22 protein-coding genes are annotated in these 25,860 nt (G+C 65.9%); 11 read left to right on the forward strand and 11 right to left on the reverse strand.

The features are described from left to right. Position 1 precedes the first annotated feature (1 nt). Positions 2–778: a trans-aconitate 2-methyltransferase gene (gene tam, locus LU688_RS11705; RefSeq protein WP_023631698.1), complete on the forward strand. Its 777-nt coding sequence runs from the start codon at positions 2–4 to the stop codon at positions 776–778. Here tam and LU688_RS11710 read toward each other — a convergent pair. Continuing rightward, entirely contained in the window at positions 755–1,129 is a 375-nt protein-coding gene (locus LU688_RS11710; protein ID WP_094010371.1) for a DUF2784 domain-containing protein, read from the reverse strand. The two genes, tam and LU688_RS11710, sit on opposite strands and share 24 nt — an antisense overlap. A gap of 1,752 nt (positions 1,130–2,881) precedes the next feature. Continuing rightward, entirely contained in the window at positions 2,882–3,751 is an 870-nt protein-coding gene (locus LU688_RS11715; RefSeq protein WP_094011063.1) for a LysR substrate-binding domain-containing protein, read from the reverse strand. Positions 3,752–3,997: 246 nt separating this feature from the next. Here LU688_RS11715 and LU688_RS11720 point away from each other — a divergent pair, with 246 nt between their 5' ends. From LU688_RS11720 to LU688_RS11740, 5 genes are all read left to right on the forward strand, one after another. Further along, complete coding sequence (locus tag LU688_RS11720; protein WP_094011064.1) at positions 3,998–5,314, forward strand: MFS transporter; 1,317 nt, start codon at positions 3,998–4,000, stop codon at positions 5,312–5,314. A 14-nt stretch (positions 5,315–5,328) separates the two neighbouring features. Continuing rightward, positions 5,329–6,720, forward strand: coding sequence for an FAD-dependent oxidoreductase (locus LU688_RS11725; protein ID WP_094011065.1), 1,392 nt, complete (start codon positions 5,329–5,331; stop codon positions 6,718–6,720). 105 nt (positions 6,721–6,825) lie between these two features. Next, entirely contained in the window at positions 6,826–7,536 is a 711-nt protein-coding gene (locus tag LU688_RS11730; protein ID WP_023631852.1) for a YebC/PmpR family DNA-binding transcriptional regulator, read from the forward strand. An 86-nt stretch (positions 7,537–7,622) separates the two neighbouring features. Beyond that, positions 7,623–8,567 (forward strand): LysR family transcriptional regulator, encoded by a 945-nt coding sequence (locus LU688_RS11735; RefSeq protein ID WP_094011066.1) that lies wholly within the window; start codon positions 7,623–7,625, stop codon positions 8,565–8,567. A 79-nt stretch (positions 8,568–8,646) separates the two neighbouring features. Further along, positions 8,647–10,059, forward strand: a complete 1,413-nt coding sequence (locus LU688_RS11740) for a DOPA decarboxylase (protein ID WP_094011067.1) — start codon at positions 8,647–8,649, stop codon at positions 10,057–10,059. Between the two features lie 34 nt (positions 10,060–10,093). On the opposite strand, the gene LU688_RS11745 is transcribed toward LU688_RS11740, so the two are convergent. The 7 genes from LU688_RS11745 to LU688_RS11775 form a co-directional block, all read right to left on the reverse strand. Next, entirely contained in the window at positions 10,094–11,008 is a 915-nt protein-coding gene (locus tag LU688_RS11745) for a pyridoxal-phosphate dependent enzyme (RefSeq protein ID WP_160290603.1), read from the reverse strand. Between the two features lie 15 nt (positions 11,009–11,023). Then, on the reverse strand, positions 11,024–11,719 hold the full coding sequence (locus LU688_RS11750; protein ID WP_201754845.1) for a helix-turn-helix transcriptional regulator: 696 nt from the start codon (positions 11,717–11,719) through the stop codon (positions 11,024–11,026). 138 nt (positions 11,720–11,857) lie between these two features. Continuing rightward, positions 11,858–13,561: an amidase gene (locus LU688_RS11755; protein ID WP_104445277.1), complete on the reverse strand. Its 1,704-nt coding sequence runs from the start codon at positions 13,559–13,561 to the stop codon at positions 11,858–11,860. 208 nt (positions 13,562–13,769) lie between these two features. Continuing rightward, positions 13,770–14,354, reverse strand: a complete 585-nt coding sequence (locus tag LU688_RS11760) for a hypothetical protein (RefSeq protein ID WP_038705879.1) — start codon at positions 14,352–14,354, stop codon at positions 13,770–13,772. Between the two features lie 16 nt (positions 14,355–14,370). After that, entirely contained in the window at positions 14,371–14,934 is a 564-nt protein-coding gene (locus LU688_RS11765; RefSeq protein ID WP_052062253.1) for a hypothetical protein, read from the reverse strand. Positions 14,935–15,099: 165 nt separating this feature from the next. After that, positions 15,100–15,939, reverse strand: a complete 840-nt coding sequence (gene yghU, locus LU688_RS11770) for a glutathione-dependent disulfide-bond oxidoreductase (RefSeq protein WP_094011069.1) — start codon at positions 15,937–15,939, stop codon at positions 15,100–15,102. A 135-nt stretch (positions 15,940–16,074) separates the two neighbouring features. Beyond that, positions 16,075–17,040: a DMT family transporter gene (locus LU688_RS11775; protein ID WP_094011070.1), complete on the reverse strand. Its 966-nt coding sequence runs from the start codon at positions 17,038–17,040 to the stop codon at positions 16,075–16,077. Between the two features lie 104 nt (positions 17,041–17,144). Between LU688_RS11775 and LU688_RS11780 the strand changes: the two genes are divergently transcribed. Further along, positions 17,145–18,029, forward strand: a complete 885-nt coding sequence (locus tag LU688_RS11780) for a LysR substrate-binding domain-containing protein (protein WP_038705881.1) — start codon at positions 17,145–17,147, stop codon at positions 18,027–18,029. Between the two features lie 144 nt (positions 18,030–18,173). Continuing rightward, positions 18,174–19,328 carry a GGDEF domain-containing protein gene (locus LU688_RS11785; RefSeq protein ID WP_094011071.1) on the forward strand — a complete coding sequence of 385 codons (1,155 nt, stop codon included), beginning with the start codon at positions 18,174–18,176 and terminating at the stop codon, positions 19,326–19,328. 1 nt (position 19,329) lies between these two features. Here LU688_RS11785 and LU688_RS11790 read toward each other — a convergent pair whose 3' ends face one another. Continuing rightward, the gene (locus tag LU688_RS11790) at positions 19,330–19,653 is read right to left on the reverse strand and encodes a DUF2790 domain-containing protein (protein WP_046856021.1); all 324 of its coding nucleotides are present in this window, start codon (positions 19,651–19,653) and stop codon (positions 19,330–19,332) included. Positions 19,654–19,932: 279 nt separating this feature from the next. On the opposite strand from LU688_RS11790, the gene LU688_RS11795 reads away from it, so the two are divergent. After that, a complete protein-coding gene (locus LU688_RS11795) occupies positions 19,933–21,276 on the forward strand; it encodes an OprD family porin (protein WP_104444052.1) in 1,344 nt (447 codons plus the stop codon). A 98-nt stretch (positions 21,277–21,374) separates the two neighbouring features. On the opposite strand, the gene LU688_RS11800 is transcribed toward LU688_RS11795, so the two are convergent. Next, positions 21,375–22,748 (reverse strand): MFS transporter, encoded by a 1,374-nt coding sequence (locus LU688_RS11800; RefSeq protein WP_104444051.1) that lies wholly within the window; start codon positions 22,746–22,748, stop codon positions 21,375–21,377. A gap of 392 nt (positions 22,749–23,140) precedes the next feature. On the opposite strand from LU688_RS11800, the gene quiC reads away from it, so the two are divergent. Both quiC and LU688_RS11810 read left to right on the forward strand, forming a co-directional pair. Next, positions 23,141–25,048, forward strand: a complete 1,908-nt coding sequence (quiC, locus tag LU688_RS11805) for a 3-dehydroshikimate dehydratase QuiC (RefSeq protein ID WP_104444050.1) — start codon at positions 23,141–23,143, stop codon at positions 25,046–25,048. A 125-nt stretch (positions 25,049–25,173) separates the two neighbouring features. Next, a complete protein-coding gene (locus LU688_RS11810) occupies positions 25,174–25,836 on the forward strand; it encodes a TetR/AcrR family transcriptional regulator (protein WP_038705885.1) in 663 nt (220 codons plus the stop codon). The last annotated feature ends 24 nt before the right edge of the window (positions 25,837–25,860 follow it).

Below are 25,860 nucleotides of genomic sequence, written 5' to 3' on the forward strand. Positions count from 1 at the left end.
CATGTCTTGGTCCGCCACCCAGTATTCGCTGTTCGAAGACGAACGCACCCGCGCCGTACGTGACCTGCTTGCCGCCGTGCCGACGCGCCCGGTGCGCCACGCCACCGACCTTGGCTGCGGTCCGGGCAACTCCACCGAAGTGTTGCTGCAACGTTGCCCCGATGCGCAGGTCGTCGCCCTGGACAGCGATCCGGACATGGTCGACAAGGCCCGGCAGCGGCCACGCTTGAGCATTCCACGGGTGCGTTGCGAGATTGGCGAGATCGCCGGCTGGGCGGCCCAGGTGCCCCAGGACCTGATTCTCGCCAACGCTTCGCTGCAGTGGGTGCCGGACCATGCCAGCCTCTATCCGCATCTGGTGCGGCAGTTGAACGAGGGTGCGAGCCTGGCGGTGCAGACGCCGGACAACCTCGACGAGCCGGCCCATCGCCGCTTGCGCGAGATTGCCAGCCAGGGGCCTTGGGCCGACAGGTTCGCTGACTTCAGCCTGCCGCCGCGGCACAACGCGGGTTTCTACTACGATTTGCTCAGCCCTTTGTGCGCGCGGGTGGATGTGTGGCGCACCACCTATCACCACCCCTTGATCGGTGGCGCCGAGGCGGTGGTGGAGTGGTTCAAGGGCTCTGCGTTGCGGCCTTACCTGGCGCGGCTGGATGAGCAGGAGCAGGCGGATTTTCTGCAGTTGTATCTGCAGGCCATGCAGCATGACTACCCGGCGGCCAGCGACGGTCGAGTGTTGTTGCCGTTCCCGCGGCTATTTGTGGTGGCCACGCGTTAGGCGCCAGAGCACATAGGTGTAGATGCCGAGGTTGAGCGCCAGCACGATGGTGCCCAGCCACAGCTGGATCTGTGGGGTCAGGCCGGCGGGGTAGATCACGGGCCAGATGTAGTGTTCGACGAAACCACCGTGGTAGCCGGCGTCGCCGGCGGCTTTACGCAGGTGGTTTTCCCAGTCGGTCAGGGGGCATTCCAGGTGCAGGCCTTCCACGGCCAGGCCCCAGGCTAGGGCGGGGAGGTGGATCAGCAGGGCGCGGCGGCGCCAGAGCACCAGCAGGCCGCCGAACAGGACGAGCAGGATGAACGAGAGGTGGAACAGGACCAGGGTGTCGGCGGCCAGGCGGTGGAGCATGGTGGGTGGGGCCTTGCTGGGGGAGATGGGTTAGTGTGTCACGGTTTTTCGTTCTTGAGTTTGGGGTGATTGTTTTGATAGTTGTATGCGCATTCATTTGCTATGTCGACGCTTATTCACCTTTCCGCCCTTACGGCGGCCTACTTTGGTCTTGGCCAAAGTAGGCAAAGCCGCTCGCTCCATTCATACGGCCCCTACGCTTCGCTCCGGGGTTCCCTCACTCCGGCCTTGCTCCCGGGAGGACCGCGCTGAACGCCCCATCCTGGGGCGCAGCGCTTGACGGGCATCCATGCCCGTCACCTCCCTCCGCAAGACCTCCGTTCGGCCTCCTGAAGTCGCGAAGTTACGGGCGGCGCCTGCACTAACGCAGCTAGTCGCTAGTTTCCATCGTGGGAACTCTAGATCAACATCGCGGGGCAAGCCCGCTCCCACGATAGTTTAACTGTTTCATTCAGCGGGGGAGTGGGCTTGACCCGCGATGGCGTAATGAAGAACAAAACTTCATCCATTAATAAACCAAAATATCTGCACTTGATCTGCACTTGATCTGCTCGTGATCTTGCTTCTAAGCGCGCGATAGTTCAGGCGACACAAATTGCGACTTCAGGAGGCCGAGCGGAGGGCTTGCGCAGGGAGGTGACGGGCATGGATGCCCGTCAAGCGCCGATCAGGCCATGGATGGCCCGTCGGCGCGTCCTCCCGGAGCGAGCCCGGAGCGAGGGAACCCCGGAGCGAAGCGCAGGGGCCGGATGAACGGAGCCGAACGGTTTTGCCTCCTTTTCCCAAGAGAAAAGGAGGTCGCCGTAAAGGCGAAAGGGTGACTGTGCGTCGACATGGAAAATGAATGCGCAATAGCTTTCAAAACACACGCTGTGTAAGTCAAAGTCAAAGTCAAAGTCAAAGTCAAAGTCAAAGTCAAAGTCAAAGTCAAAGTCAAAGTCAAAGTCAAAGTCAAAGTCAAAGTCAAAGTCAAATGCAGTTGGTGTGGGTTTTTACAGTTGTAAGCGCATTCATTTGCGATGTCGACGCATAGTCACCTTTCCGCCCTTACGGCGGCTTACTTTGGTCTTGGCCAAAGTAAGCAAAGCCGTTGCGCTCCATTCATCCGGCCCTCCGCTTCGCTCCGGGTTCCCTCACTCCGGCCTTGCTCCCGGGAGGACCGCGCTGAACGCCCCATCCTGGGGCGCAGCGCTTGACGGGCATCCATGCCCGTCACCTCCCTCCGCAAGACCTCCGTTCGGCCTCCTGAAGTCGCGAAGTTAGGGGCGGCGCCTGAACTGGCGCTGCTGTCGCTAGTTGAGTAATTAGTTAATCTCTCGAACGCAGCCAGCCGCCGTATACCTGCGAAATAGCCGGCACAGTCAATGTATAACTAAACTTTAATTAAATAACTTTGCATTTCTTGCTCTTGCTCTTGCTCTTGCTCTTGCTCTTGCTTCTAAGTGCGCGATAGTTCAGGCGCCACTAATTGCGACTTCAGGAGGCCGAGCGGAGTTCTTGCGGAGGGAGGTGACGGCCATGGATGGCCGTCAAGCGCTGCGCCCCAGGATGGGGCGTTCAGCGCGGTACTCCCGGGAGCAAGAACGGAGCGAGGGAACCCCGGAGCGAAGCGTAGGGGCCGGATGAACGGAGCGGGGCGGCTTTGGTTACTTTGGCCAAGACCAAAGTAACCCGCCGTAAGGGCGGAAGGTGCCTAAATGTCGACATCACCTACGAATGCGCATACAAAAATGAAAACAATAACCAAAGAACCTAACCCTCCTCCAAGACCATCTCCAAAAACGTAGCCACCACCCGCCGCATCCGCTGTTCCTGCAAACACACCAACGTCTCCGTCAAATGCCGCTGACAATCCACAATCGGCAAAGCACAAACCCGAGCATCGGCCCCGAACTCCGCCGCGGACACCACCCCCACACCAATCCCCACCACCACCGCCTCCCGCGCCGCCTCCCGCCCTTCGACCTGGATCGCCGACCGAATCCGCAACCCCGCCCGCTGCATTTCCTCCTCCAGCGTCTGCCGCGTCACCGACCCCGGCTCGCGCAGCACCAGCGGCGTATCGTCCAGATCCGCCAGGCTGATCTGCCCACGGCTGGCCCAAGGATGCTGGTGCGAGACGAACGCCACCATCGGGTCACGCCGCATTGGCACGCAGAACAGCCGCTCGTCATCGACATCGCGCCCGAGCAGGGCCAGGTCGGCCTGGTAGCTGAACAGCCGCGCCAGCGACTCATCGGTGTTGCCGGTCTCGATCTTCACCTGGATCCCCGGATAGCGCTGGCAGAACCGGGCAATCTGCGGCAGCACATGCACTGGCGCGTCCACCGCCAGGGTCAGGCTGCCGGTGTGCAGGGCGCGTGAGTCCTGCAACAGCTCCAGGGCCTCGGCCTCGCAGGCGAACAGACGCTGGGTGACGCCCAGCAGCCGCTCGCCCAGGTCGGTCAACTGCACCGAACGCTTGTTGCGGTGAAACAGCAACACGCCGAAGCGCTCCTCGAGCTTGCGCACCTGGTCGGACACCGCCGGCTGGGTGAGAAACAGCTTCTGCGCCGCGCGGGTGAAGCTGCCCTGTTCGGCAACCGCGTGGAACGCCTTGAGTTGAGCATGGGAGACCGACATCGAACACTCCACTTAAAAGCTGGGCTTATGTGTGAAATACGATAAATCGATTTTATTTATCAGTCAGCAGCTGTTTCCATGTGTTTCAACCCGGCGCCTCTGCCACGAGCAGCGGCATGTCGGCCATGGCGGCACCACCGCCATCTGACCAAGTGACGTCCCTCCGTCACGCAGTGCGCAACACAACAACAAGACAGGCGTTTCTTCACATTCTGCCGGCACACTCAAACAAGAGGTCAGAGTCAAATGAACCAATCCCTGGGCGCCATCAAGCGCTGGCGCGTGCAGATCTTCGCAATCACCTGGCTGGCATACGCCGCCTTCTATTTCACCCGCAAAGCCTTCTCGGTGGCCAAGCTCGGCATCGGCGAAGACCCCTCGTTCATGCTCGACAAGGCCGCCATGGCCAACCTCGACGCCATCTACCTGGCCGCCTATGCCGTGGGCCAGTTCACCTGGGGCATGCTCGCCGACCGCTTCGGGCCGCGCGTGGTGGTGCTTGGTGGGCTGCTGATCTCGGCGGCGGCGGCGGTGGTAATGGGCAGTTACGCGACCTTCCCGATCTTCGCCACCTGCATGCTGGTCCAGGGGCTGGCGCAGTCCACCGGCTGGGCGGGGTTGTGCAAGAACATTGGCAGTTTCTTCCCGGCGTCCCAGCGCGGACGGGTGCTAGGGCTGTGGAGTTCCTGCTATGCCTTCGGCGGCCTGGTGGCCTCGCCGTTCGCCGGCTGGTGGGCCTACACCCTGGTCGGCACCTGGCACGCGGCATTCTTTTCCAGTGCCGTGGTGGTGGCCGCGGTGGCGGTGCTGTTCTTCATCTTCCAGCGCAACAAACCCGAGGACGTTGGCCTGCCGGCGGTGGAGCCCGAACCACAGAGCATGGCCCCGGGAGCGAACCTGTGCAGCGTCTGGGCACCGCTGCGCGAGATCCTGCGCAACCGCACGGTGCTGACCCTGGGCCTGGCCTACTTCATGCTCAAGCCGGCGCGCTACGCCATCCTGCTGTGGGGGCCGGTGATCGTCTTCGAGCAGATGCCCTCGGTGGGCAAGGTCGGCGCGGCGATCATCCCCACGGCCTTCGAGCTGGCCGGGTTGCTTGGCCCGATCCTCATCGGCCTGGCTTCGGACAAGCTGTTCGGCGCCCGGCGCATGCCGGCCTGTGTGATCAGCCTGGTGCTGCTGACCCTGACCCTGGCCGGCTTCATGGCGGCGATGCACACCGGCAGCGTGGTGCTGGTGGTGACCCTGCTGTTCGTCATGGGCCTGACCCTGTATGGCCCGGACTCGATGATCAGCGGCGCCGCAGCCATTGATTTCGGCACCGCCAAGGCCGGCGCCACCGCGGCCGGTTTCGTCAACGGCTGCGGCTCGGTGGGCGCGGTGCTTGGCGGCTTGCTGCCGGGCTACTTCGACAGCGTCACGGTATTCATCGTCTTCGCCGGCACCGCGCTGTTCTCCGCCCTGGTGCTGCTGCCGCACTGGAACAGCCGTCCGGCAACGGCACCCCAGGCCACCGACGTGGCCCCCAATACCGGCATGGCGATCAAGCCACTGCGTACCTAGAGGAAAGCGAGCAGATGAGACCCTTCTGGCTGCAACAGGCCCTGGACCAGGAAGACGAGGCTCTGTGCCCGCCGCTCGCTGGCGATGCGCGCTGCGACGTGTGCATCGTCGGCGGTGGCTACACCGGGTTGTGGACTGCCTTGATGATCAAGGAACAGGCGCCGCAGCTGGAGGTGCTGCTGATCGAGGCCGACATCTGTGGCGCCGGGGCCAGCGGGCGCAATGGAGGCTGTGCACTGTCCTGGTCGGCCAAGTACTTCACCCTCGAACGGTTGTTCGGGGTGGCCGAGGCGATACGCCTGGTGGAAGAGTCCGAACGCAGCATCGGCGCCATCGGCGAGTTCTGCGCGGCCAATGGCATCCGCTGCGATTTCCGCATGGACGGCACGCTCTACACCGCCACCAACCAGGCCCAGGTCGGCGGCACCGATGCGGTGATCGCCGCGCTGGAGCGCCGCGGCATCAACTCGTTCCAGCGCCTGGCGCTGGAGCAGGTGCAGCGCCTGGCCGGCTCCCAGCGGCACCTGGAGGGCTGGTACTCGCCGGCCGCGGCCACGGTGCAGCCGGGGCGGCTGGTGCGCGGCTTGCGCCGGGTGGCCTTGCAACGTGGCGTGCGCATCCACGAAGGCACGGCGATGACCGGCCTGGAACATGGCGCGCCGGCGCAGGTGCGCACCGCTACCGGCACCATCCGCGCCGACCGCGTCGTCCTCGGCCTCAATGCCTGGATGGCGCGGGCCTTCCCGCAGTTCGAGCGCAGCGTGGCGATCGTCTCCAGCGACATGGTGATCACCGAGCCATGCCCCGAACTGCTGCGCCAGATCGGCCTGGACAGCGGTGTCAGCGTGCTCGATTCGCGGATCTTCGTGCACTACTACCACAACACCTCCGATGGCCGGCTGATGCTCGGCAAGGGCGGCAATACCTTCGCCTACGGCGGGCGCATGCTGCCGGTGTTCGACCAGCCGTCGCCGTACCAGCCGTTGCTGCGCGACAGCCTGGCCGAGTTTTTCCCGGCGCTGGCCGAGGTGCCGCTGGCGGCGAGCTGGAACGGGCCGTCGGACCGCTCGGTGACCGGTCTGCCGTTCTTTGGCCGGCTCGATGGGCAGGGCAACGTGTTCTACGGCTTCGGCTATTCGGGCAGCGGGGTGGGGCCGTGCCATATGGGCGGGCAGATCCTCTCGTCGCTGGCCTTGGGGCTGGACAACCCCTGGACCCGCTCGCCGCTGGTCAAGGGCCCGCTGGGGCGTTTCCCGCCGGAGCCGGTGCGCTACCTGGGGTCGCTGTTGGTGCGCAACGCCATTCGCCGCAAGGAGCGCGCCGAAGACCGCGGCGTGCGTCCGCGCGGGCTGGATGTGCGCCTGGCGAAGTTCGCGGCGGCGGCGGGGAAGGCCGACAAGGGCTGAAGCTGATGCGATTTCTTGTCGAACCCGGTGCGCAGGGCGTATAAACTCTCCCCACTTTTTGGCCGGTCGCTTCCTGAACCGGCCGTTGAAACAAAGAGAGTCGATATGGGCGCACAGTGGAAAGCCAAGCATAGAGAAACGGCGGCCAACGCCAAGGGCAAGATCATGGGCAAGCTGGCCAAGGAGATCCAGATCGCCGCCAAGTCCGGCGCCGACCCGGACATGAACCCGCGCCTGCGCCTGGCCATCGTCCAGGCCAAGAAAGCCTCGATGACCCGTGAGACCCTGGAGCGCGCGATCAAGAAAGGCGCCGGCCTTGACGGCGAGGCCGTGCAATACCATGCGGTCAGCTACGAAGGCTTCGCCCCGCACCAGGTGCCGTTGATCGTCGAGTGCCTGACCGACAACGTCAACCGCACCGTGGCGCAGATCCGCGTGCTGTTCCGCAAGGGCCAGCTGGGTGCCAGCGGCTCGGTGGCCTGGGACTTCAACCACGTCGGCCTGATCGAGGCGACCCCGGAAGGCGACGCCGACCCGGAAATGGCAGCCATCGAAGCCGGTGCCCAGGACTTCGAGGACGGCGAGGAAGAAGGTTCGACCCTGTTCATCACCGACACCACCGACCTCGATGCCGTGCAGAAAGCCCTGCCGGAGCATGGTTTCACCGTGACTTCGGCGAAGATCGGCTATACCCCGAAGAACCCGGTGAGTGCTGCCAGCCTGAGCGCCGAAGCCCTGGCCGAGGTCGAGGCCTTCCTCGAGGCTATCGACGAGAACGAAGACGTGCAGAACGTCTATGTCGGCCTGACTGACTGAGCCGCGCGTAATCCTCGCGGGGCAAGCCCTCTCCCAGTGTGTCTGTGGGAGCGGGCTTGCCCCGCGATCATTTCCGGACCTGTGCCATGCACCCCACCTTCGCCTCCCTCAGCCTCGCCCACCTGCGCACCCTCGACTGCCTCCTGCAGCTGAAGAACCTCAGCCATGCCGCCGAGCGTCTGGGCTGCAGCCAATCGGCGCTGAGCCGCCAGCTGGCCAGCCTGCGCGAGGCCTTCGACGATGCGCTGCTGGTGCGCCAGGGGCGTGGCTATGTGCTCAGCGAACACGCCGAAACGCTGGTCGAGCCATTGCGCCAGGTACTGGACGAGCTCAACGCCCTGCGTCAGCCCGCAGCGTTCGACCCGGCACGCTGCGAGCGGCGCTTCTGCCTGGCGGCCTCGGACTACGTGGCCGAACATATGCTGCCGCAGTTGGTGAAAGCATTGGAGCAGGAGGCGCCGGGGGTGTCGCTGGAGTACCGCACCTGGCAGGCCGGGCAGTACGCCTGGCTCGCCAGCGGCGAGATCGACCTGGCCACCACGCTGTTCGACGAGTCGCCACCCAACCTGCATGGCCGGCTGCTGGGTGAGGACCGGGCGGTGTGCCTGATGCGCCATGACCATCCGCTGAGCGCTCGCGCCGAACTGAGCCAGGACGACTATCTGGCCTTCAAGCATGTGCGGGTGTCCGGTGGCGGCGACAAGGACAGCTTCATCGACCGCCATCTGCGCGCCCAGGGGCTGCAACGACGCGTCAGCCTGGAGGTGCCGTTCTTCAGCGCCATGGTCCAGGTGGTCGGCAACGGCCAGGCGCTGGCCACGGTGCCCGAGCATATCGCCCGGCAACTGGCGCGGTTGCATGGGTTGAGCTGGCGGCCCATGGGCTTTGTCGAGCACACCCAGCGTTACTGGGTGGTATGGCATCAGCGTCTGCAGGCCTCGGCCGAACATCGCTGGTTGCGCAACCGGGTGTTCGAGGTGTGGCGCCAGTCGCAGTTCGGCGTACAGGGTGGGCATGCGCCTTTGCCATAGCAGCTATGCGCGAAGCGGGGTTATTCGACGGGTGATGGAGGCCTAGACTGCGAGGCATTGTGCTGCCAGGAGACCACTCATGACCCCCGAACAATTCCGCCAATACGGCCACCAACTGATCGACCTGATCGCCGATTACCGCCAGACCGTCGGCGAACGCCCGGTCATGGCCCAGGTCGAACCCGGCTACCTCAAGGCCGCGCTGCCGCAGGGCGCACCGCAGCAAGGCGAGCCGTTCGAGGCCATCCTCGCCGACGTCGACAAGCTGGTGATGCCCGGCCTGTCCCACTGGCAGCACCCGGACTTCTACGGCTACTTCCCCTCCAACGGCACTCTGTCATCGGTGCTCGGCGACTTCCTCAGCACCGGCCTGGGCGTGCTCGGACTGTCGTGGCAGTCCAGCCCGGCCCTCAGCGAACTCGAGGAAACCACCCTCGACTGGCTGCGCCAGCTGCTCGGCCTTAGCGGGCAATGGAGCGGAGTGATCCAGGACACCGCCTCGACCAGCACCCTGGTGGCGCTGATCTGCGCCCGCGAGCGTGCCACCGACCATGCCCAGGTGCGCGGCGGCCTGCAGGCCCAGGGCAAGCCCCTGGTGGTCTACGTCAGCGCCCATGCCCACAGTTCGGTGGACAAGGCCGCGCTGCTGGCCGGGTTCGGCCGTGAAAACATTCGCCTGATCCCCACCGACGCACACTACGCCATGCGCCCGGAGGCGCTGCGCGAAGCCATCGCCCAGGACCTCGCCGCCGGCAACCAGCCCTGCGCCGTGGTCGCCACCACCGGCACAACCACCACCACCGCGCTGGACCCGTTGCGCCCGATCGGCGAGATCGCCCAGGCCAACCAGCTGTGGCTGCACGTAGACTCGGCCATGGCCGGTTCGGCGATGATCCTCCCGGAATGCCGCTGGATGTGGGACGGCATCGAGCTGGCCGACTCGGTGGTGGTCAATGCCCACAAGTGGCTGGGCGTGGCCTTCGACTGCTCGATCTACTATGTGCGCGACCCGCAGCACCTGATCCGGGTGATGAGCACCAACCCCAGCTACCTGCAGTCGGCGGTCGATGGCGAGGTGAAGAACCTGCGCGACTGGGGCATCCCCCTGGGGCGCCGGTTCCGCGCCTTGAAACTGTGGTTCATGCTGCGCAGCGAAGGTGTCGAGGCCCTGCAGCAACGCCTGCGCCGCGACCTGGAAAACGCGCAGTGGCTGGCCGCGCAGGTGGAGGCGGCTCCCACGTGGGAGGTATTGGCGCCGGTGCAGTTGCAGACCTTGTGCATCCGCCATCGCCCGACGGGTCTCGAGGGCGAGGCGCTGGATGCCCACACCCGCGCCTGGGCCGAGCGCCTCAACGCCTCGGGTGATGCCTACGTGACCCCGGCGACCCTGGACGGGCGCTGGATGGTGCGGGTCTCGGTGGGGGCGCTGCCCACTGAGCGCGAGCATGTCGAGCGGCTGTGGGCGCGGTTGCAGGCGGTGGTGGCCGAGTAGCCAAGAGGCCTGTCACTGCTTCAGGGGCCTGCAATCAGCAGGCTTCGCGCCAGGCGCGGATCTGCTCCAGCGTTGCGGTGGCGCCACCACAGACGATCACCAGGACATTGCCGAAGGCCGCCACTGCCTCGGGATGTTCGAGCAAGGCCAGCGCCGCGCCGCAGGCCGGCTCCACCAGCAGGCGGTGATCGCGCAGCAGGCGTTCGCAGGCGTCGAGCGCCTCGCGATCACTCACCAGGTGGCTGACCACCGGGTGCTGGCGGGTGCAGGCCAGCGCCTGTTCGGCCACCCGCTTGGCCCCCAGTGAAGTGGCTACCGAGGTGATCCCCGGCAGTTCCACGGTGCGCCCTGCGGCCATGGCCGCGTGCAGCGACGCGGCGCCTGCGGTTTCCACTGCCATTACCGGCACGTCCTGCCAGCCATTGCGCTGCAAGCCTTCGACCACGCCGCGCAGCAGGCCGCCGCCGCCGACCGACAGCACCACGGCATCCGGCTTGCAGCCGGCCTGGGCCACTTCATCGATCATGCTGGCGTGGCCGGTCCACAACAGCGGGTCGTCGAACGGGTGGATGAAGGCGTCGCCGGCCCCCAGCAGGGTCTGCGCGTGCTCGTTGGCTTCCTGCCAGGAGCTGCCATGCACCACCACGCTGGCGTCTTCCAGGCGCAGCAGTTCCTTGGCTCGTTCGGTGGTGGTCTCGGGCACCACCACGGTCACCGGCACGCCGAGCTTGCGGCCGGCGTAGGCCACCGCCAGCCCGGCATTGCCGCCGGACGAGGAGACGAAGTGACGGGCGCCGCGAGCATGGTGCGTCTCGCAAGCGTGGCCGACGCCGCGCAGCTTGAACGAGCCACAGGGTTGCAGGGCTTCGAGCTTGAGCCACACCGGGCGGCCGGCACTCAGCGACAGCGGACGGGATTCGATCAGCGGGGTTGGGATATGCAAGGGCATGGTGGGCTCCGTGGCTCAGTCGCGGGCAGCCGCGGCGGGCTCGCCGCGCAGCTGCTCCAGGTAGTTGTAGACGGTGTAGCGGGTCACGCCGAGGGCCTCGGCGGCTTTCTCGACGCCGCCCTTGACGATGAACAGGCCGCGCTCCTGCATCACGCGCACGGCCTCGACCTTGGCCTGCTTGGTCATCCGCCCCTGGCCGCTGCGCTGCAGTGCGTCCTGGATGATCCCGGCCATCAATGCAGTCATGTCGGCGGGCTCGTCGCCGGATACCGTGGCTGGCGCGGCGCCCAGCGGCTGCAAGTGCCGCAGGAACGCCATGGCGGCGTCCAGGCCCGTGACGTCGGTGTTCACGCACAGGCTGGCGAAGGGCTGGCCGGTGCTGTCACGGAAGATCGCCGTGGCGCTGCGCAGGCTGCGGCCCTTGAGGGTGGTGGGGTAGTCGGGCAGCACCACTGGGTCGCAGCCCTGCTGGTCGGCGGCGGCCTGCATCAACGCCTTGAACCCTTGGTCCTGTTCGGGAGCGGCGAGTATCGGGCTGCCGACCTGACGGCCGGAGAGCTCGCCATTGACGATCGCCACCACCGAGCGTTCCGGGTGTTCGAGGTCGTGCAGAAGGATTTCCACATTGCGCGGGACGACGCTGCCCAAGGCCTGCAGGGCGGTCTTGAGCACGTTCAGGGTGAGCTGGCGTTCGTGGGCGAGGGTGAGCATGATCGGCACCAGATTCAATATTGTGTTGAATATTACACAAAAAGTTGAATTTGGCGAAGGTGTCGAACCCTCAAAAGCAATCGCGGGCCCTCCCGTTCCTGCCTTGGGCAGTAGCGGGAGGGCCCGCGATCAAGTGCGTCAGCCCAGTTTCGGCGTGCGTGGCGGGACGATACGGCGCGAGCCGGTGGACTCGAAGGCGGCGGCGAATTTCAACAGATTGTTGTCGCTGTACGCCTTGCCCGCGAAGGTCAGGCCCACTGGCATGCCGATGTCGGCCATCACGCCCATGGGCACGGTCACGGTCGGCACGCCCAGGTGACGGATCGCCAGGTTGCCGTTGGCCACCCAGATGCCGTTGCTCCAGGCGATGTCCGCCGATTCGGGGTTCACATCGGCGTCCGCCGGGCCGACATCGGCCACGGTGGGGAACAGCACCGCGTCCAGGCCCTGGGCGTCCATCCAGTCTTCCAGGTCGAGCTTGCGGGTGGCTTCCAGGCCGCGCAGGCCGTCGGGCACGGTTGCGATCTGGTCCCAGGTCTTCAGGCCGCGCTTGGCCATGTTGACGTACTCGTCCATGCCGGCGGCGAGGTCGTCTTCACGGTTGGGCAGGGTGCCGGGGTCGTGGGGGAAGATCTGCGGGCCATCGACATCGGCCAGGCGGTTGAGCTTGGGATCGTCGTTGGCGCGCAGGAAGTCGTCGAAGGCCCAGCCGGACAGTTCCCACAGTTCGTCGTGGAGGAACTCCTTGCTGACGATGCCGCGGGTGAACACGGTCGGCGCGCCGGGGCGGTCGCCTTCGCAGTTGGAGACCAGCGGGAAGTCGGTCTCGACCACTTCGGCGCCGGCCGCTTCCAAGGCCTGGCGGGCTTGCTGCCACAGTTCGATCACGCTGGCGCGGGTATTGATGCGTTGGCCGGTCGGGCCGCCGATGCCGGGTTTCTCGGCAGTGCCGGCTTCGGCGTCGGCATTGATGTACATGCGTGGCACGGCGAAGCGCTTGCCCTTGAGCGTCTCGGCGCCCACGGCCAGGTCCAGGTACGAGGCGGGGCGCACGCTCGAGGCGGCCGGGATTGGTACCCAGGGTTGCAGGCGCCACAGGTCGCCGCGCTTGTCGGCGTCGTCGGCCACCACCACGTCGAGGATCTCCAGCAGGTCGGCCATGGTCCGCGCATATGGCACGACCACGTCCATGGTCGGCGTCAGCGGCCAGTTGCCGCGCACCGAGATCACCCCACGCGACGGGGTGTAGGCGCACAGGCCGTTGTTCGAGGCCGGGCCGCGGCCACTGGACCAGGTTTCCTCGGCCAGGCCGAAGGCGCTGAAGCTGGCGGCGGTGGCGGTGCCGGCACCGTTGGAGGAGCCGGAGGCGAAGGGCGCGGTGAGGTAGGCGGCGTTGTACGGGCTTTCGGCGCGGCCATACACGCCACGCTGCATGCCGCCATTGGCCATCGGCGGCATGTTGGTCTTGCCCAGGCAGATCGCGCCGCCGGCGCGCAGGCGCTCGACGGTGAAGGCGTCGCGCTGGGCGACCAGGTCCTTGAACGCCGGGCTGCCGGAGGCGGCGGTCAGGCCCTTGACCAGGTAGCTGTCCTTGGCGGTGTAGGGGATGCCATCCAGCGGACCGAGGGTTTCGCCACGGGCACGGCGGGCATCGGAGGCTTCGGCCTCTTTCAGGGCCTCGGGGTTGCGCACCACCACGGCATTGAGCCGCGTGGCGGTGTCGGCGCCGTCGTAGGCGTCGATGCGGGCCAGGTACGCCTTGACCAGCTCGACGGCCGTCGTGCGGCCGGACTCGAGCGCGTCGCGCAGCTCGGCAATGGAAACCTCGGTTACCTCGATCATGCTGTCACCACAGTTGTGCAGGTGGAAAATCATGGCGGCTAGTGTAGCAAGAAGGTCTTGGTGGGCGCAGGCATGCAGCGGGGAAATGGTTCGTTGCAGCGCGGCACGCTGAGCGCCGGATGGCGGGGCTGAAACGGCAGCGGGCTTGGCCCGCGACCGGTTGGCGCCGATCGCGGGCCAAGCCCGCCGATTCGAACGGTGGTGACGATCAGAGCAGCTTGCGCTGTACCGCCTCGTCCAGGGTGCTGCGGGCCAGCTCGCGCACCACGTCGCGGGTGTCGGCCTGGAATGGCAGGCCGACGATCAGCACCAGTTGCATCCAGGTACGGATCGACTCGCTCTTGCTGACACGGCCGATCTCCTTGCCGTCCTTGTCCTTGAACACGGTCTGCAGGGTGAAGGTGTTCTTGGCGGTAGAGGGGATGAGGAACAGGGTGAAGCCGGTGATGAACGCCGACGCGGTCACGAACTCCTCGTGGTTGGTCAGGGTCGATTCGGCGTACAGGTCCGCTTCGCCCTTCTGCGTGCTGACCTGGGTGAAGCGGCCGGATTGCTGGTAGGTCTCGCTGATGGTCTTCTCCCACATGTCGGCGTGGGCGCCGGCGGCGGCCACGGCCGCGCCGTCGTTGACCTGGTACAGCGCGGTGCTGCGCAGGTAGGCGTTGGGCTTGGCCGCGGCGGTGCTCGCCGCCGGCGGCCAGGTGCCGACCGGTGCCAGGTCGCCGGTGGAATACGAGACGCAGCCCCCAAGCAGCAGGGCGCCGAGCAGCAGGGCGTGTTTGCAGATGTTCATCGAAGTGTTCCTGTTATCAGCGTTTTGCCAGTTTCACGGTGGCGTCGTCGAGCAGTTCGCCGACCAGCTTGGTCAGTTGCTTGCCGCCCATCGAAGGCGCCCAGTACTCGCCGCCGTACAGGCCGACGTTGTGTTCGAAGCGCAGTTGTTCCTTGGCCCTGGCCAACTCGACGCCGTCGCGGTCGACGATCACCAGGTTGCCGGCCACGTCGAAGCTGTCGACGTAGATCGGGCCGTTGAACCAGATCCAGAAAGTCAGGGTCAGCAGGGCGCCGGGGAAGTACGCCGGGTGCGGGGCGCGATGGCCCTTGAGCGAAGTCATGTCGAACTTGAGCAGCACGTCCTGTTCGTCCAGGCGCGTGGGGTATTCGGTGACGGCCTTGAAGTAGCCGGCGCGCTGCACGTACTGGCTGAGCTGCGGAGTCAGGGCGCGGCTGATGGCCTGGCCGGTGGCGTTGTCAATGCCGGGGGCGTTGACCTGCACATCGGCGACCTGGGCGCTGCGTGGGCTGGCGACGGTGGAGGCGTGGGGCGGCGTGCCCACCGGGCCGATGACGTTGTAGGAGACGCAGCCGCTCATCGTCAGCAAGGCAACGACGGCGCTGGCCTGGAACAGTTTCTTCAAGTGATGTCATCCTTGATCGGAGTTGAACCTGATCAAGGTTTACGGCCGAGGGGCCGGCAGCTTTAGGGCAAAATGCCACTATTTATGCCGGCCATGCTCGGCCGCGCGAACCTGAACCCCTCAGGCCAGGTCGCTGGCTGCGTGGCGCTCCGCCACCTGGCTGGCTTCCTCGCCCCAGGTGCGGTTGACCCGGGTGCCGCGCTGTACCGCCGGGCGCTGGGCGATGGCCTCTGCCCAGCGCTGCACATTGGCGTACTCGTGTACCGCCAGGAACTCGGCCGCGCCATACAGGTTGCCGCGCACCAGCTGGCCATACCAGGGCCATACGGCGATGTCGGCGATGCTGTACGTATCGCCGCCCAGGTAGGCGCTTTCGCCCAGGCGCCGGTCGAGCACGTCGAGCTGGCGCTTGGCTTCCATGGTGAAGCGGTTGATCGCGTATTCGAACTTTTCCGGCGCGTAGACATAGAAGTGGCCGAAACCACCGCCCAGGTAAGGTGCAGAGCCCATCTGCCAGAACAGCCAGTTGAGGGTCTCGGTGCGCGCGGCCAGGTCCCGGGGCAGGAAGGCGCCGAATTTTTCCGCCAGGTACAGCAGGATCGCGCCGGACTCGAATACCCGCACCGGCGGTTCGACGCTGCGGTCGAGCAGGGCGGGGATCTTCGAGTTGGGGTTGACCTGCACGAAGCCGCTGCCGAACTGGTCGCCTTCACCGATACGGATCAGCCATGCGTCGTACTCGGCGCCGCCATGACCGAGGGCCAGCAGCTCCTCGAGGAGGATGGTGACCTTGACTCCGTTGGGCGTGGCCAGCGAGTAGAGTTGCAGCGGATGCTTGCCGGTGGGCAGCGGCTTGTCGTGAGTGGGGCCGGCCACCGGGCGGTTGATGCTGGCGAACTGGCCGCCGGAAGGGGCCTCGAAGGTCCAGACCTTGGGCGGAACATAAGGGGGCTTGCTCATGGGAATCTCCTGGAGGGCGCGATGCGGCCGGGTAAGGACGTGGACAGCCTCTCTATGCCATGGGTTCGCCGTGCAGGGCAAATTCAATGCGTGCCCGCAGCGCATGCATGGCGCCTTGCAGGCGCACCGCTGTCGTTACAGGGGCCGCGCCGAGGCCGGGGTCGGCGCGGTTGGCGCCTCTGGCTTTTTCGCCGGTTTCAGCCGCGATACCCCGAACAGCACCAGGACCAACCCGGCTACCTGGTACACGCTGATCGCCTCGCTCAGGATCAGCCATGAGGCCAGCATCGTCAGCACCGGCCCCAGGTTACCCACCGCCGCCGTGTGCGTGGGCCCGAGGCGCTGGATCGCCAGCGCCACCCAGTAGATCGGCAGCACCGTGGAGAACAGCGCCATCAATGCCGCGTTGAGCCACACCGTGCCGGGCAGCTGCAACAGCGGCGCGACATCGGCCACCAGCAGGTAGTGGGCCAGCACCATCAGCGAGGAGGCGGTGCCGCACAATCCGGCCAGGCGCATCGAGTTCATGCGCTTGAGCATCATGCCGGTGCCCGAGTAGTACAGGGCATAGGTGACTGCGCTGGCGAACACCCACAGCGAACCGACCAATACCGCATTGCCGCCACCCGCGGCGCCGATGTCGTGGACGAAGGCGATGCCCAGCCCCAGGTAGCACAGGCCCATGGCCGCCAGGGTGCGCAGGGTCGGGCGTTCGCGCTGGACGATGGCCTGGATCACCAGCACCAGGGTCGGGTAGGTGAACAGGATCAGCCGCTCGAGCCCGGCACTGATGTATTGCAGGCCGTAGAAGTCGAACAGGCTGGCCAGGTAATAGCCGAACAGGCCGAGCAAGGCCACGCGCAGGCCGTCGCCGGCGCTCAGCGGCGCGCCACCCTGGCCACGGCTGGCCCATACCAGCCAGGCGAACAACGGCAGCGACAGGGCCATGCGCAGTGCCAGCAGGCTGATGGCGTCCACCGGGCCTGCGGCATAGGCGAGCTTGACGAAGATGGCCTTGAAACTGAAGCCCAGGGCGGCGAGTACGGCGTACAGGCTGCCGTTGGCAAGGGCGCGCTGGAGCGGGGCGGGCAGGCGGGTCATGGCGGGTCCGTGGCACAGAAGAAGTGCGGTTTATTCTGCGCAGAACGCAACCGCGCTAGAATCGCTTTTTCTCGAACATGGCGTTCTGATTTGGAGAAGCCTTGATGCACTTCGACCTGGCCGACCTGCGGCTGCTCGCCGCTATTGCCGCCACCGGCAGCCTGAGCAAGGCGGCGGCGACCTTCCCGGTGGCGGTATCGGCCGCCAGCACCCGCCTGCGCCTGTTCGAGGCGCGCAGCGGGTTGACCCTGTTCCTGCGCAAGGCCGACGGCATGCAACTGACCCCGGCCGGGCGCCTGGTGCTGGAGTCGGCGCGGGGCGTGCTGGGCGAGGCGCAGAAACTGCAGGACACGCTGCGCGAACTCGCCGGCCAGCGGCGCATCACCCTGCACCTGGCGGCGTCCACCGTGACCAATAGCACGCTGTTGCCGGCCGTGCTGGGGCCGTTCCTGGCCGACTACCCGGAGGTCGACCTGCAACTGGTCGAGCACAAGAGCATCGATGTACTGCGGGTGGTGCTGGCCGGGGAGTGCGAGATCGGCGTGTACGACGGCAACCTGGTCAACGAGGGCGTGGTGTCGCTGCCGTTTCGTACCGAGCGCCTGGTGCTGCTGGTGCCGCTCGATCACCCGTTGGCCGGGCGCGGCCAGCTGCGCCTGGCGGACGCACTGGGTTTTCCCTTCGTCTGCCTGCCCGCCGAGCGCGCCATGCAGCGCTTCGTCGAGGAACTGGCGATGAACCTGGCCATGCCGCTGAAGGTGCGGGTGCGGGCACCGAGCTTCGAAGCCATCGCCCAGCTGGTGGCCCAGCACGCGGGTATCGCCATGCTGCCGGAAACGGCGGCCGTGCGCGCCGAACAGGAACTGGCGGTGCGCCGGGTGGCGCTGGAGGAGCGTTGGGCGACCCTGGAGTTGCGTATCTGTTTTCGCAGTTGGGAAGCGCTCAGCTCGCATGGGCGACAGCTGGTGAGCTTCCTCTCCGGGCAATGACAGGTGACTGTCGTCTGGTAGGCGAATGAATGGGCTGCCCGTCCGAATGCCATCATTTGGATATCATTTATGCCTGTGCATTGACCCTTGAACGCATACAATCACCGTTCTGAACGGTAACCCAGATACAGGCCACTTCCACCCATGGCGTTCGACGCTTCCACCATGCTGACCCTCACCATCGCCCTGGCCGCGGCCGCCGCGCTTTATCTGGCCGTGGAGTGGCGCAGCGTGCGCGAGTCTTCGCTGCTGTGCTGGAGCGCCAGCTTCGCTACCATCAGTGTCGGTTCCTCGCTCGCCTTGCTGCGTGGCAGCGGCTACCTGTTCACCGGCATCTGGTTCGCCAACGGCATGCTGGTGGCCGCCCACTGGCTGTTCCTGCTGGGGGTGTCACGCTTTACCGAAACCCGTCTGTCACGGCTCTGCTACCTCGCCCCGCTGGCCTGGCTGAGCCTGTTGCTGCTGCCGCAGTGGCCCACCTGGTCGAAGACCTTCCTGGTGGCCAACTCGCTGCTGGTCGCCGCGTTCACCCTGTACGCCAGCGCGTTGCTGCGCCCGCACGGCAAGTCGTTCAGCGTCGGCGCGGTGCAGTTGCGCTGCATCCTGCTGCTGCACGGGCTGTTCTACCTGGCCAAGACGCTGCCGGCGCTGCTGCCGGGAACGCTGATCGACCTGAGCGCGTTTCGCGGGCAGATCATCCAGGTATCGCTGGTGGAGGGGGCCATGGCGATCATGCTGATCGCCCTGTCGATGACTGGCACCGTGCGCTACCGCCGCGAGGAGCGCATCGAGCGCCTGGCCGCGCGCGATCCGCTGACCGCGCTGTACAACCGCCGCGCCCTGGAAGTACGCGCGGCGAGCCTGTTCAACGAGGTTTCCCCGGCAAACCCCGGGGCTTTGCTGCTGATCGATATCGACCACTTCAAACTGGTCAACGACCTGCATGGGCATGCCGCTGGCGACCGTCTGCTGGTGGCCTTGAGCGAGATGATCCGGACCATGCTGCCGGAGCGGGCGATCGCCGCACGGCTGGGCGGCGACGAGTTCGTCATTCTCCTGGCCGGGGCGTCGCGCGAAGGTATACAGCGCCTGGCCGAGGCCCTGCGCCAGCAGTTCCAGGCCACCGCCGAACAGTCGTTCCGCACCCCCGAGGCGGTGACCCTGAGCATCGGCGCCAACCTGTTCGACCGCCCACCGGCCAGCCTGGCGGCGTTGATCGAGCAAGGCGACGTGCTGCTGTACGCCTCCAAGCGCAGCGGGCGCAACAGCCTGCAACTGGTCGACGGGCTGCGCGGCTGAACTACTTGTTGTTGATGCACTGCGACTGCACCGCGTAGCGCACGGTGCGCAAGGTGCCCTGGCTGTCTTCGAAGGTCATCAGCCGCGGCACCACCTCGCAGGTGCGCGGGTCGCCCGATTGGCGCACGAGGCGGGCAACGTCGAGCTTCATGCCGTAGCGGTAGTCGACGATCTCCGGCATGGGCTTCGCCCGTTTGGCCGCATAGGCCGCCACGGCCTGCTGGTGGTCCGCCAGCAGCTGTTCGCTGTCCAGCCTGGAAAAGCCGCTGGCCTGGGTCGAGAGGGAAAGCGCCAGCAGGGCGGCGGTCAGGGTCGGTCGTAGCATGGTCGTGCCTCCGAAAGGTTCGTTTCGCAGACCACGCTAGCGATGCCCGGCCAACAGGGGCATGACGGCCGGGTTACAGATATGAAAGCTGGGCGTGTACGCAGCTCCCCCGGGCTGCGCATGACACGATTGTAATGCCCCCATCACCTTCCCGTTATCCGCCAGCGGCGAGCATCAGGCTCGGCCAATGGGGCTGGGTGCGTGCGCATCTGGCCAGACCAGGGATGCTCCAGCGCCAGGGCCTGACAACAAGAACAGCCGCAATCGAAGGAGCAGTGGATGAAGAGCAATCCGACACTTTCCCTGGCCGCCCTGGTGGCGCTGGCCGGCTTCGGCCCGGCGGCCTGGGCCGCAGAAGAGCAGAAGGAAGGTTTCATCGAGGGCAGCCGCCTGAGCGTGCTCAACCGCAATTACTATTTCAATCGCGACCATCGCGATGGCCCGGCCCCCACCTACAACAGCGGCAAGGACAGCGGCAACGGCTACTCCGAGGCCTGGGCCCATGCCGTGATCACCCGCTTCGAGTCCGGTTTCACCCAAGGCACGGTGGGCGTCGGGGTGGACGCCTTCGCCATGCTTGGGCTCAAGCTCGACACTGGTGGCGGGCGCAACGGTGGGCGCAGCTCGTTCGACGTGCTGCCGGTGGACCGCGATGGCGAGGCCCGCGACGAATACAGCAAGCTCGGCGGCGCGGCCAAGGTGCGCCTGTTCGACACCGTGCTGCGGGTGGGCGATGTGTTCCCGGTCAACCCGGTGGTGGCGGCCGGCGACTCGCGGCTGTTGCCGGAAAGCTTTCGCGGCGTGACCCTGGAGAACACCAGTGTGCAAGGCCTGACGTTGCAGGGCGGGCGCCTGCACGCCATGAGCCAGCCGGTGTCCAGCAACTTGCGCGACAACTTCGTGACATTCTACGGCGGCCCGGTGGATTCGCCGTGGATCGCCTACGGCGGTGGCGACTACGCGATCAACGAAAACGTCAGCGTCAGCCTGTTCGGCAGTCGCTTGAAGGATGTGTGGAACCAGTACTACGCCGGCACCAGCGTGACCTGGCCGTTGTCCGACGAGCTGGCGCTGATCGGCGGGTTCAATTTCTACAACGCCAGGGACGAAGGACGTCAGCGCCTGGGCCAGTTCGACAACGACATCTGGAGCGCCAGGCTCGGCGTGCGCTACGGCGCCCATACCCTGGCCCTGACCCACCAGCGCAACAACGGCGACGACGACTTCGACTACCTGCGCCAGTCCGATTCGATCTTCCTCGACAACTCCATCCAGTACAGCGACTTCAACTCGCCGAAAGAGCGCTCATGGATGCTGCGCTATGACTTGAACATGGCCGCCTACGGTGTACCGGGGCTGTCGTTCATGACCCGCTATGGCCGTGGCAGCGATGCCGACTACAGCCATGCCAACGCCTACTACATGCGCCGGGATGGCAACGGCGACCCGCTCACCGACCAGAAGCGCTGGGAACGCGACATCGAGGTCAAGTACGTGGTACAGACCGGCGCGGCCAAGGACCTGGCACTGCGCGTGCGCCAGGCCACCACCCGGGCGACGGCCTTCGAGTCGGACCTGGACGAGGTGCGGGTGATCGTCGAGTACCCGTTGTCGATTCTCTGAACCACCCGGATTCACCTTGAGAAGCCCCGTGCTCCTTTGGTTGCTGGTGAATGTCTTGACGCCTCTGACGAGGCGTCTTTTTTTCGGCACCGCCGATGTCAGTGGCCGAACACTTTCAGGCTGCCCTTGCGGCTCGCTTCATAGGCTTCCCGCGCCATGGGTTGTGCCTGCGGGTTGCCCAGGTCTTCCATTGCCAGCCGGTGGGTTTCCGGTGCCAGGTAGGCGGCCAGCGCGCACACGCAGGTGATGAGAAACGCCAGCCCGCCGACCACCAGCGGGATATTGTCCGAACCCGGCGGCGCGACTGCGGCGAACAACGCCGGCAGCATGGCGGTGATCATGGTGCCGAGGTTCTGCGCGATGGCCATGGCCGAGACCCGGTAGCGGGTGTGGAACAGCTCCGGATAGAAGCTCGGGAACACCGCGTTGTAGCCCTGGTAGACCATGCCCCACATGACGATCGAGGCGGCGAAGGCCAGCGGCACGTTCTGGATGCTGATCGCATACAGATAGACGAACGCCAGCAGGCCCGAGCCCAGGCAACCGGCGATCATGGTCGGGCGCCGGCCGATCCTGTCGCTAAGGTTGCCGACGAAGGGGATCACCAGCACCGCGACGATGTTGCCCACCACCGGGATCCACAGGTACACGCTCTTGTCGAAGCCGATGCCGTAGGCCGGCTGCACCGCGTAGGCCGCGCCGAAGATGGTGGCGACCACCGGGATCACGTTCATCAGCGCCATGAACATAACCAGCACCATGTGCTTCCAGCTGTGGCGGAAGGCCTCGCTGATCGGCGACTTGGCCACCTTGTCCTGTTTCTCTTCCCTAACGAAGGCCGGGGTCTCGTGGACCTCCTTGCGAATGATGAAGCCAGCTACCAGCACCAGCGCGCTCATCAGGAACGGAATGCGCCAGCCCCAGTCGTTGAAGGCCTCGCTGGGCATGAAGTAGGCCAGCGGCAGGAACACCGCGGCGGCCATCACCTGGCCGGCCTGCACCCCTTGCAGGGTGTAGCTGGCGTAGTAGCCACGGCGGCCGAACGGCGCGTGCTCCATGATCATCGAGCTGGCGCCGGAGATCTCGCCGGCCACGGCGAAGCCCTGGACCAGGCGCAGCAGTACCAGCAGCGCCGGGGCCAGCAGGCCGACATCGTGGTAGGTCGGCAGCAGGCCCACGGCCATGGTCGATAGGCCCATCAGGAACATGCACAGCAGCAGCACGTTCTTGCGCCCGCGGGTGTCGCCCCAGTGGCCAAGCACGAAGGCGCCGACCGGGCGCGCCAGGTAACCCACGCCGTAGGTGGCCAGCGAGGCGATGATGGCCATCTTCGGGTCGGCGGACGGGAAGAAGATCTGCGGGAAGATCAGCGCCGCGGCCTGGGCGTAGATGAAGAAGTCGTAATACTCGAGGGCAGAGCCGATCCATCCGCTGGCGGTGGCTTTCTTGGCTTGGGAGCTTGAGCGGGCCATGTTGTCTCCGTTGTTCTTGTCAGGGGCCGGATTGGTCAGCGCTTGAGGCGCGGGCAGGGGCTGTATGGAGAAGACGAACGAGGCGGCGCGGATCGCAGGGCGAGCAAGGTGTGCATAGTTCGGTACCCGTTTTCTTGAACTTATTATGTGGTGACGTTGGGTAGTGCAGCGCAGGTTCCGCCGAACGACCGGCGTTGCGGCGAGAAGGGCTGGCGGGCCTGCGACTGGTGTTCATGGTTGTTCACGGGGGTGGGTGAAGCAATTCGCTGGAACGGGTTTTGTTCGGTAATCGAACAAAAACTAACTGTTCCGTACAAAGTTCGTTGCCGGGGCGACTTTACCTGCGAATAATCGATCGTGCAGGCCTCACTCAATAACAAGGAACACCCGCCATGCACCGTTCGATCGCCACCGTTTCCTTGAGCGGCACCCTGCCGGAAAAACTCGAGGCCATCGCCGCCGCCGGTTTCGACGGCGTCGAGATCTTCGAGAACGACCTGCTGTACTACGCCGGCAGCCCCCGCGAGGTGCGCCAGTTGTGCGCCGACCTGGGGCTGGCCATCACCCTGTTCCAGCCGTTCCGCGATTTCGAGGGCTGCCGCCGTGACCGCCTGCGCAAGAATCTCGACCGCGCCGAGCGCAAGTTCGACCTGATGCAGGAACTGGGCACCGACCTGGTGCTGGTGTGCAGCAATGTCCAGCCCGACGCCCTGGGCGACGAACAGCTGCTGGTGGACGACCTGCGCCTGCTCGCCGAGCATGCCGGCGCGCGGGGCCTGCGCATCGGCTACGAGGCCCTGGCCTGGGGTCGCCATATCAATACCTGGCAACAGGTGTGGAACCTGGTGCGCCAGGCCGACCACCCGGCGCTGGGGGTGATCCTCGACAGCTTCCATACGCTGTCGCTCAACGGCGACCCCAGCGGCATCCGCGATATCCCCGGCGAGAAGATCTTCTTCGTGCAGATGGCTGATGCGCCGATCCTGGCCATGGACGTGCTGGAATGGAGCCGGCACTTCCGCTGCTTCCCCGGGCAGGGGGAAATGGACCTGGCGGGCTTCCTCGCGCCGGTCCTGGCCAGCGGCTATCGCGGCCCGCTGTCGCTGGAGATCTTCAATGACGGTTTCCGCGCAGCGCCACCCCGGCAGAACGCCGCCGATGGCCTGCGCTCGCTGCTGTACCTGGAGGAAAAGACCCGCCGCCAGCTCGAGCGCGAGGCGCGGGCGGTCGAACCGGGCGTGCTGTTCGCGCCGCCGGCCGCCAGCCGCTACGACGGCGTGGAGTTCCTCGAGTTCGCCGTCGACGAGGCGGTCGGCGCACGCCTGGGCGCATGGCTCAAGCGCCTGGGCTTCGCCGAAGCGGGCGAGCACCGCAGCAAAGCCGTGCGTCTGCTGCGCCAGGGCGATATCAACATCGTCCTCAATGGCGAACCTTATTCGTTCGCCCACAACTTCTTCGAAGCCCATGGCCCGTCGTTGTGCGCCACGGCGTTGCGGGTCAACGCTTGCCAGGACGCCCTGCAGCGCGCCATGGCCTACCGTGGCCAGCCGTTCCGCGGCCTGGTCGGCCCCAACGAGCGCGAGATCCCGGCGGTGCGCGCGCCGGACGGCAGCCTGTTGTACCTGGTGCAGCCCGACGGCAACGGCCAGGCCCTCTACGACACCGATTTCCGCCTGGACCCGACAGCCCGCGCCAGCGGTGGCCTCAAACGTATCGACCACATGGCCCTGGCGTTGCCGGCCGAGGCCCTGGACAGTTGGGTGCTGTTCTACAAGAGCCTGTTCGACTTCACCGCCGACGACGAGGTGGTGTTGCCTGACCCCTATGGCCTGGTCAAGAGCCGTGCCCTGCGCAGCCACTGCGGCACCCTACGGTTGCCACTGAACATCTCGGAGAACCGCAACACCGCCATCGCCCATGCCCTGGACAGCTATCGCGGCTCCGGCGTGCACCACGTCGCCTTCGACTGCGACGACATCTTCCGCGAGGTGGCCAGGGCCAAGGAGGCCGGCGTGCCGTTGCTGGAGATCCCGCTGAACTACTACGACGACCTGGCGGCGCGCTTCGATTTCGACGACGAGTTCCTCAGCGAGCTGGCGTACTACAACGTGCTGTACGACCGTGATGTCCAGGGCGGCGAGCTGTTCCATGTGTACACCGAGCCGTTCGAAGGGCGCTTCTTCTTCGAGATCCTGCAGCGCAAGGGCGGCTATGCCGGCTATGGCGCGGCCAACGTGGCGGTGCGTCTGGCAGCGATGGCCAAGGCGCGCAGCGGGGCAGGGCGCAAGGTTGTGTTGTGAGCCAGGCCCTTGGCCGGCGACGGGGCTCTAGGCCAAACCTGACCAGCCGACCAACACTGCGCTTCCCAGCATCGCCCGGCTCACGGATAATTGCCCGGATTACTACAACGAGCCTGTGAGTCGGTATGAGTGATTCGGTCGTCAAGCCTGAAGTCGAAGGCCTGCGCAAGACGCGCAAGAACAATCCGGAAAAGACCCGCGAGAACATTCTCCAGGCCGCCATCACCGAGTTCGTCCAGCAAGGCCTGGCGGGTGCCCGGGTCGATGCCATCGCCGAGCGCACCGCCACCTCCAAGCGCATGATCTACTACTACTTCGGCAGCAAGGAGCAGTTGTACGTCGAGTGCCTGGTCAAGCTCTACGGCGACATCCGCAAGACCGAGCACAGCCTGGACCTCGACTCGCTGGCGCCCGAGCAGGCGATCCAGCGCCTGGTGGAGTTCACCTTCGACCACCATGCCAACAACGTCGATTTCGTGCGCATCGTCTGCACCGAGAACATCCACTACGGCGAGTACGTCAAGCAGTCGCCGGTGATCCGCGAGATGAGCAGCATGGTGCTCGACGCGCTGGGCAAGATCCTCGCCCGTGGCGTTGCCCAGGGCGTGTTCCGCCCCGGCATCGAAGTGATCGACCTGCATATGCTGATGAGCTCGTTCTGCTTCTACCGGGTGTCCAACCGCCATACCTTTGGCGACATCTTCCAGATCGACCTGTCCGACGAGCAGATCAAGCAACGCCACAAGCAGGTGATCTGCGAGGCGGTGATGCGTTACATCAAGGCCTGAATGCAGGCGCGGGGCATGCCCGCT

The sequence above is a fragment of the Pseudomonas soli genome (assembly GCF_021283165.2).
Lineage (GTDB): Bacteria > Pseudomonadota > Gammaproteobacteria > Pseudomonadales > Pseudomonadaceae > Aquipseudomonas > Aquipseudomonas soli.

Coding starts and splice junctions, on each gene's coding strand:
- tam (WP_023631698.1), top strand. CDS start 2: ATGTCTTGGTCCGCCACCCAGTATTCGCTGTTCGAAGACGAACGCACC.
- LU688_RS11710 (WP_094010371.1), bottom strand. CDS start 1,129: ATGCTCCACCGCCTGGCCGCCGACACCCTGGTCCTGTTCCACCTCTCG.
- LU688_RS11715 (WP_094011063.1), bottom strand. CDS start 3,751: ATGTCGGTCTCCCATGCTCAACTCAAGGCGTTCCACGCGGTTGCCGAA.
- LU688_RS11720 (WP_094011064.1), top strand. CDS start 3,998: ATGAACCAATCCCTGGGCGCCATCAAGCGCTGGCGCGTGCAGATCTTC.
- LU688_RS11725 (WP_094011065.1), top strand. CDS start 5,329: ATGAGACCCTTCTGGCTGCAACAGGCCCTGGACCAGGAAGACGAGGCT.
- LU688_RS11730 (WP_023631852.1), top strand. CDS start 6,826: ATGGGCGCACAGTGGAAAGCCAAGCATAGAGAAACGGCGGCCAACGCC.
- LU688_RS11735 (WP_094011066.1), top strand. CDS start 7,623: ATGCACCCCACCTTCGCCTCCCTCAGCCTCGCCCACCTGCGCACCCTC.
- LU688_RS11740 (WP_094011067.1), top strand. CDS start 8,647: ATGACCCCCGAACAATTCCGCCAATACGGCCACCAACTGATCGACCTG.
- LU688_RS11745 (WP_160290603.1), bottom strand. CDS start 11,008: ATGCCCTTGCATATCCCAACCCCGCTGATCGAATCCCGTCCGCTGTCG.
- LU688_RS11750 (WP_201754845.1), bottom strand. CDS start 11,719: ATGCTCACCCTCGCCCACGAACGCCAGCTCACCCTGAACGTGCTCAAG.
- LU688_RS11755 (WP_104445277.1), bottom strand. CDS start 13,561: ATGATCGAGGTAACCGAGGTTTCCATTGCCGAGCTGCGCGACGCGCTC.
- LU688_RS11760 (WP_038705879.1), bottom strand. CDS start 14,354: ATGAACATCTGCAAACACGCCCTGCTGCTCGGCGCCCTGCTGCTTGGG.
- LU688_RS11765 (WP_052062253.1), bottom strand. CDS start 14,934: ATGAGCGGCTGCGTCTCCTACAACGTCATCGGCCCGGTGGGCACGCCG.
- yghU (WP_094011069.1), bottom strand. CDS start 15,939: ATGAGCAAGCCCCCTTATGTTCCGCCCAAGGTCTGGACCTTCGAGGCC.
- LU688_RS11775 (WP_094011070.1), bottom strand. CDS start 17,040: ATGACCCGCCTGCCCGCCCCGCTCCAGCGCGCCCTTGCCAACGGCAGC.
- LU688_RS11780 (WP_038705881.1), top strand. CDS start 17,145: ATGCACTTCGACCTGGCCGACCTGCGGCTGCTCGCCGCTATTGCCGCC.
- LU688_RS11785 (WP_094011071.1), top strand. CDS start 18,174: ATGGCGTTCGACGCTTCCACCATGCTGACCCTCACCATCGCCCTGGCC.
- LU688_RS11790 (WP_046856021.1), bottom strand. CDS start 19,653: ATGCTACGACCGACCCTGACCGCCGCCCTGCTGGCGCTTTCCCTCTCG.
- LU688_RS11795 (WP_104444052.1), top strand. CDS start 19,933: ATGAAGAGCAATCCGACACTTTCCCTGGCCGCCCTGGTGGCGCTGGCC.
- LU688_RS11800 (WP_104444051.1), bottom strand. CDS start 22,748: ATGGCCCGCTCAAGCTCCCAAGCCAAGAAAGCCACCGCCAGCGGATGG.
- quiC (WP_104444050.1), top strand. CDS start 23,141: ATGCACCGTTCGATCGCCACCGTTTCCTTGAGCGGCACCCTGCCGGAA.
- LU688_RS11810 (WP_038705885.1), top strand. CDS start 25,174: ATGAGTGATTCGGTCGTCAAGCCTGAAGTCGAAGGCCTGCGCAAGACG.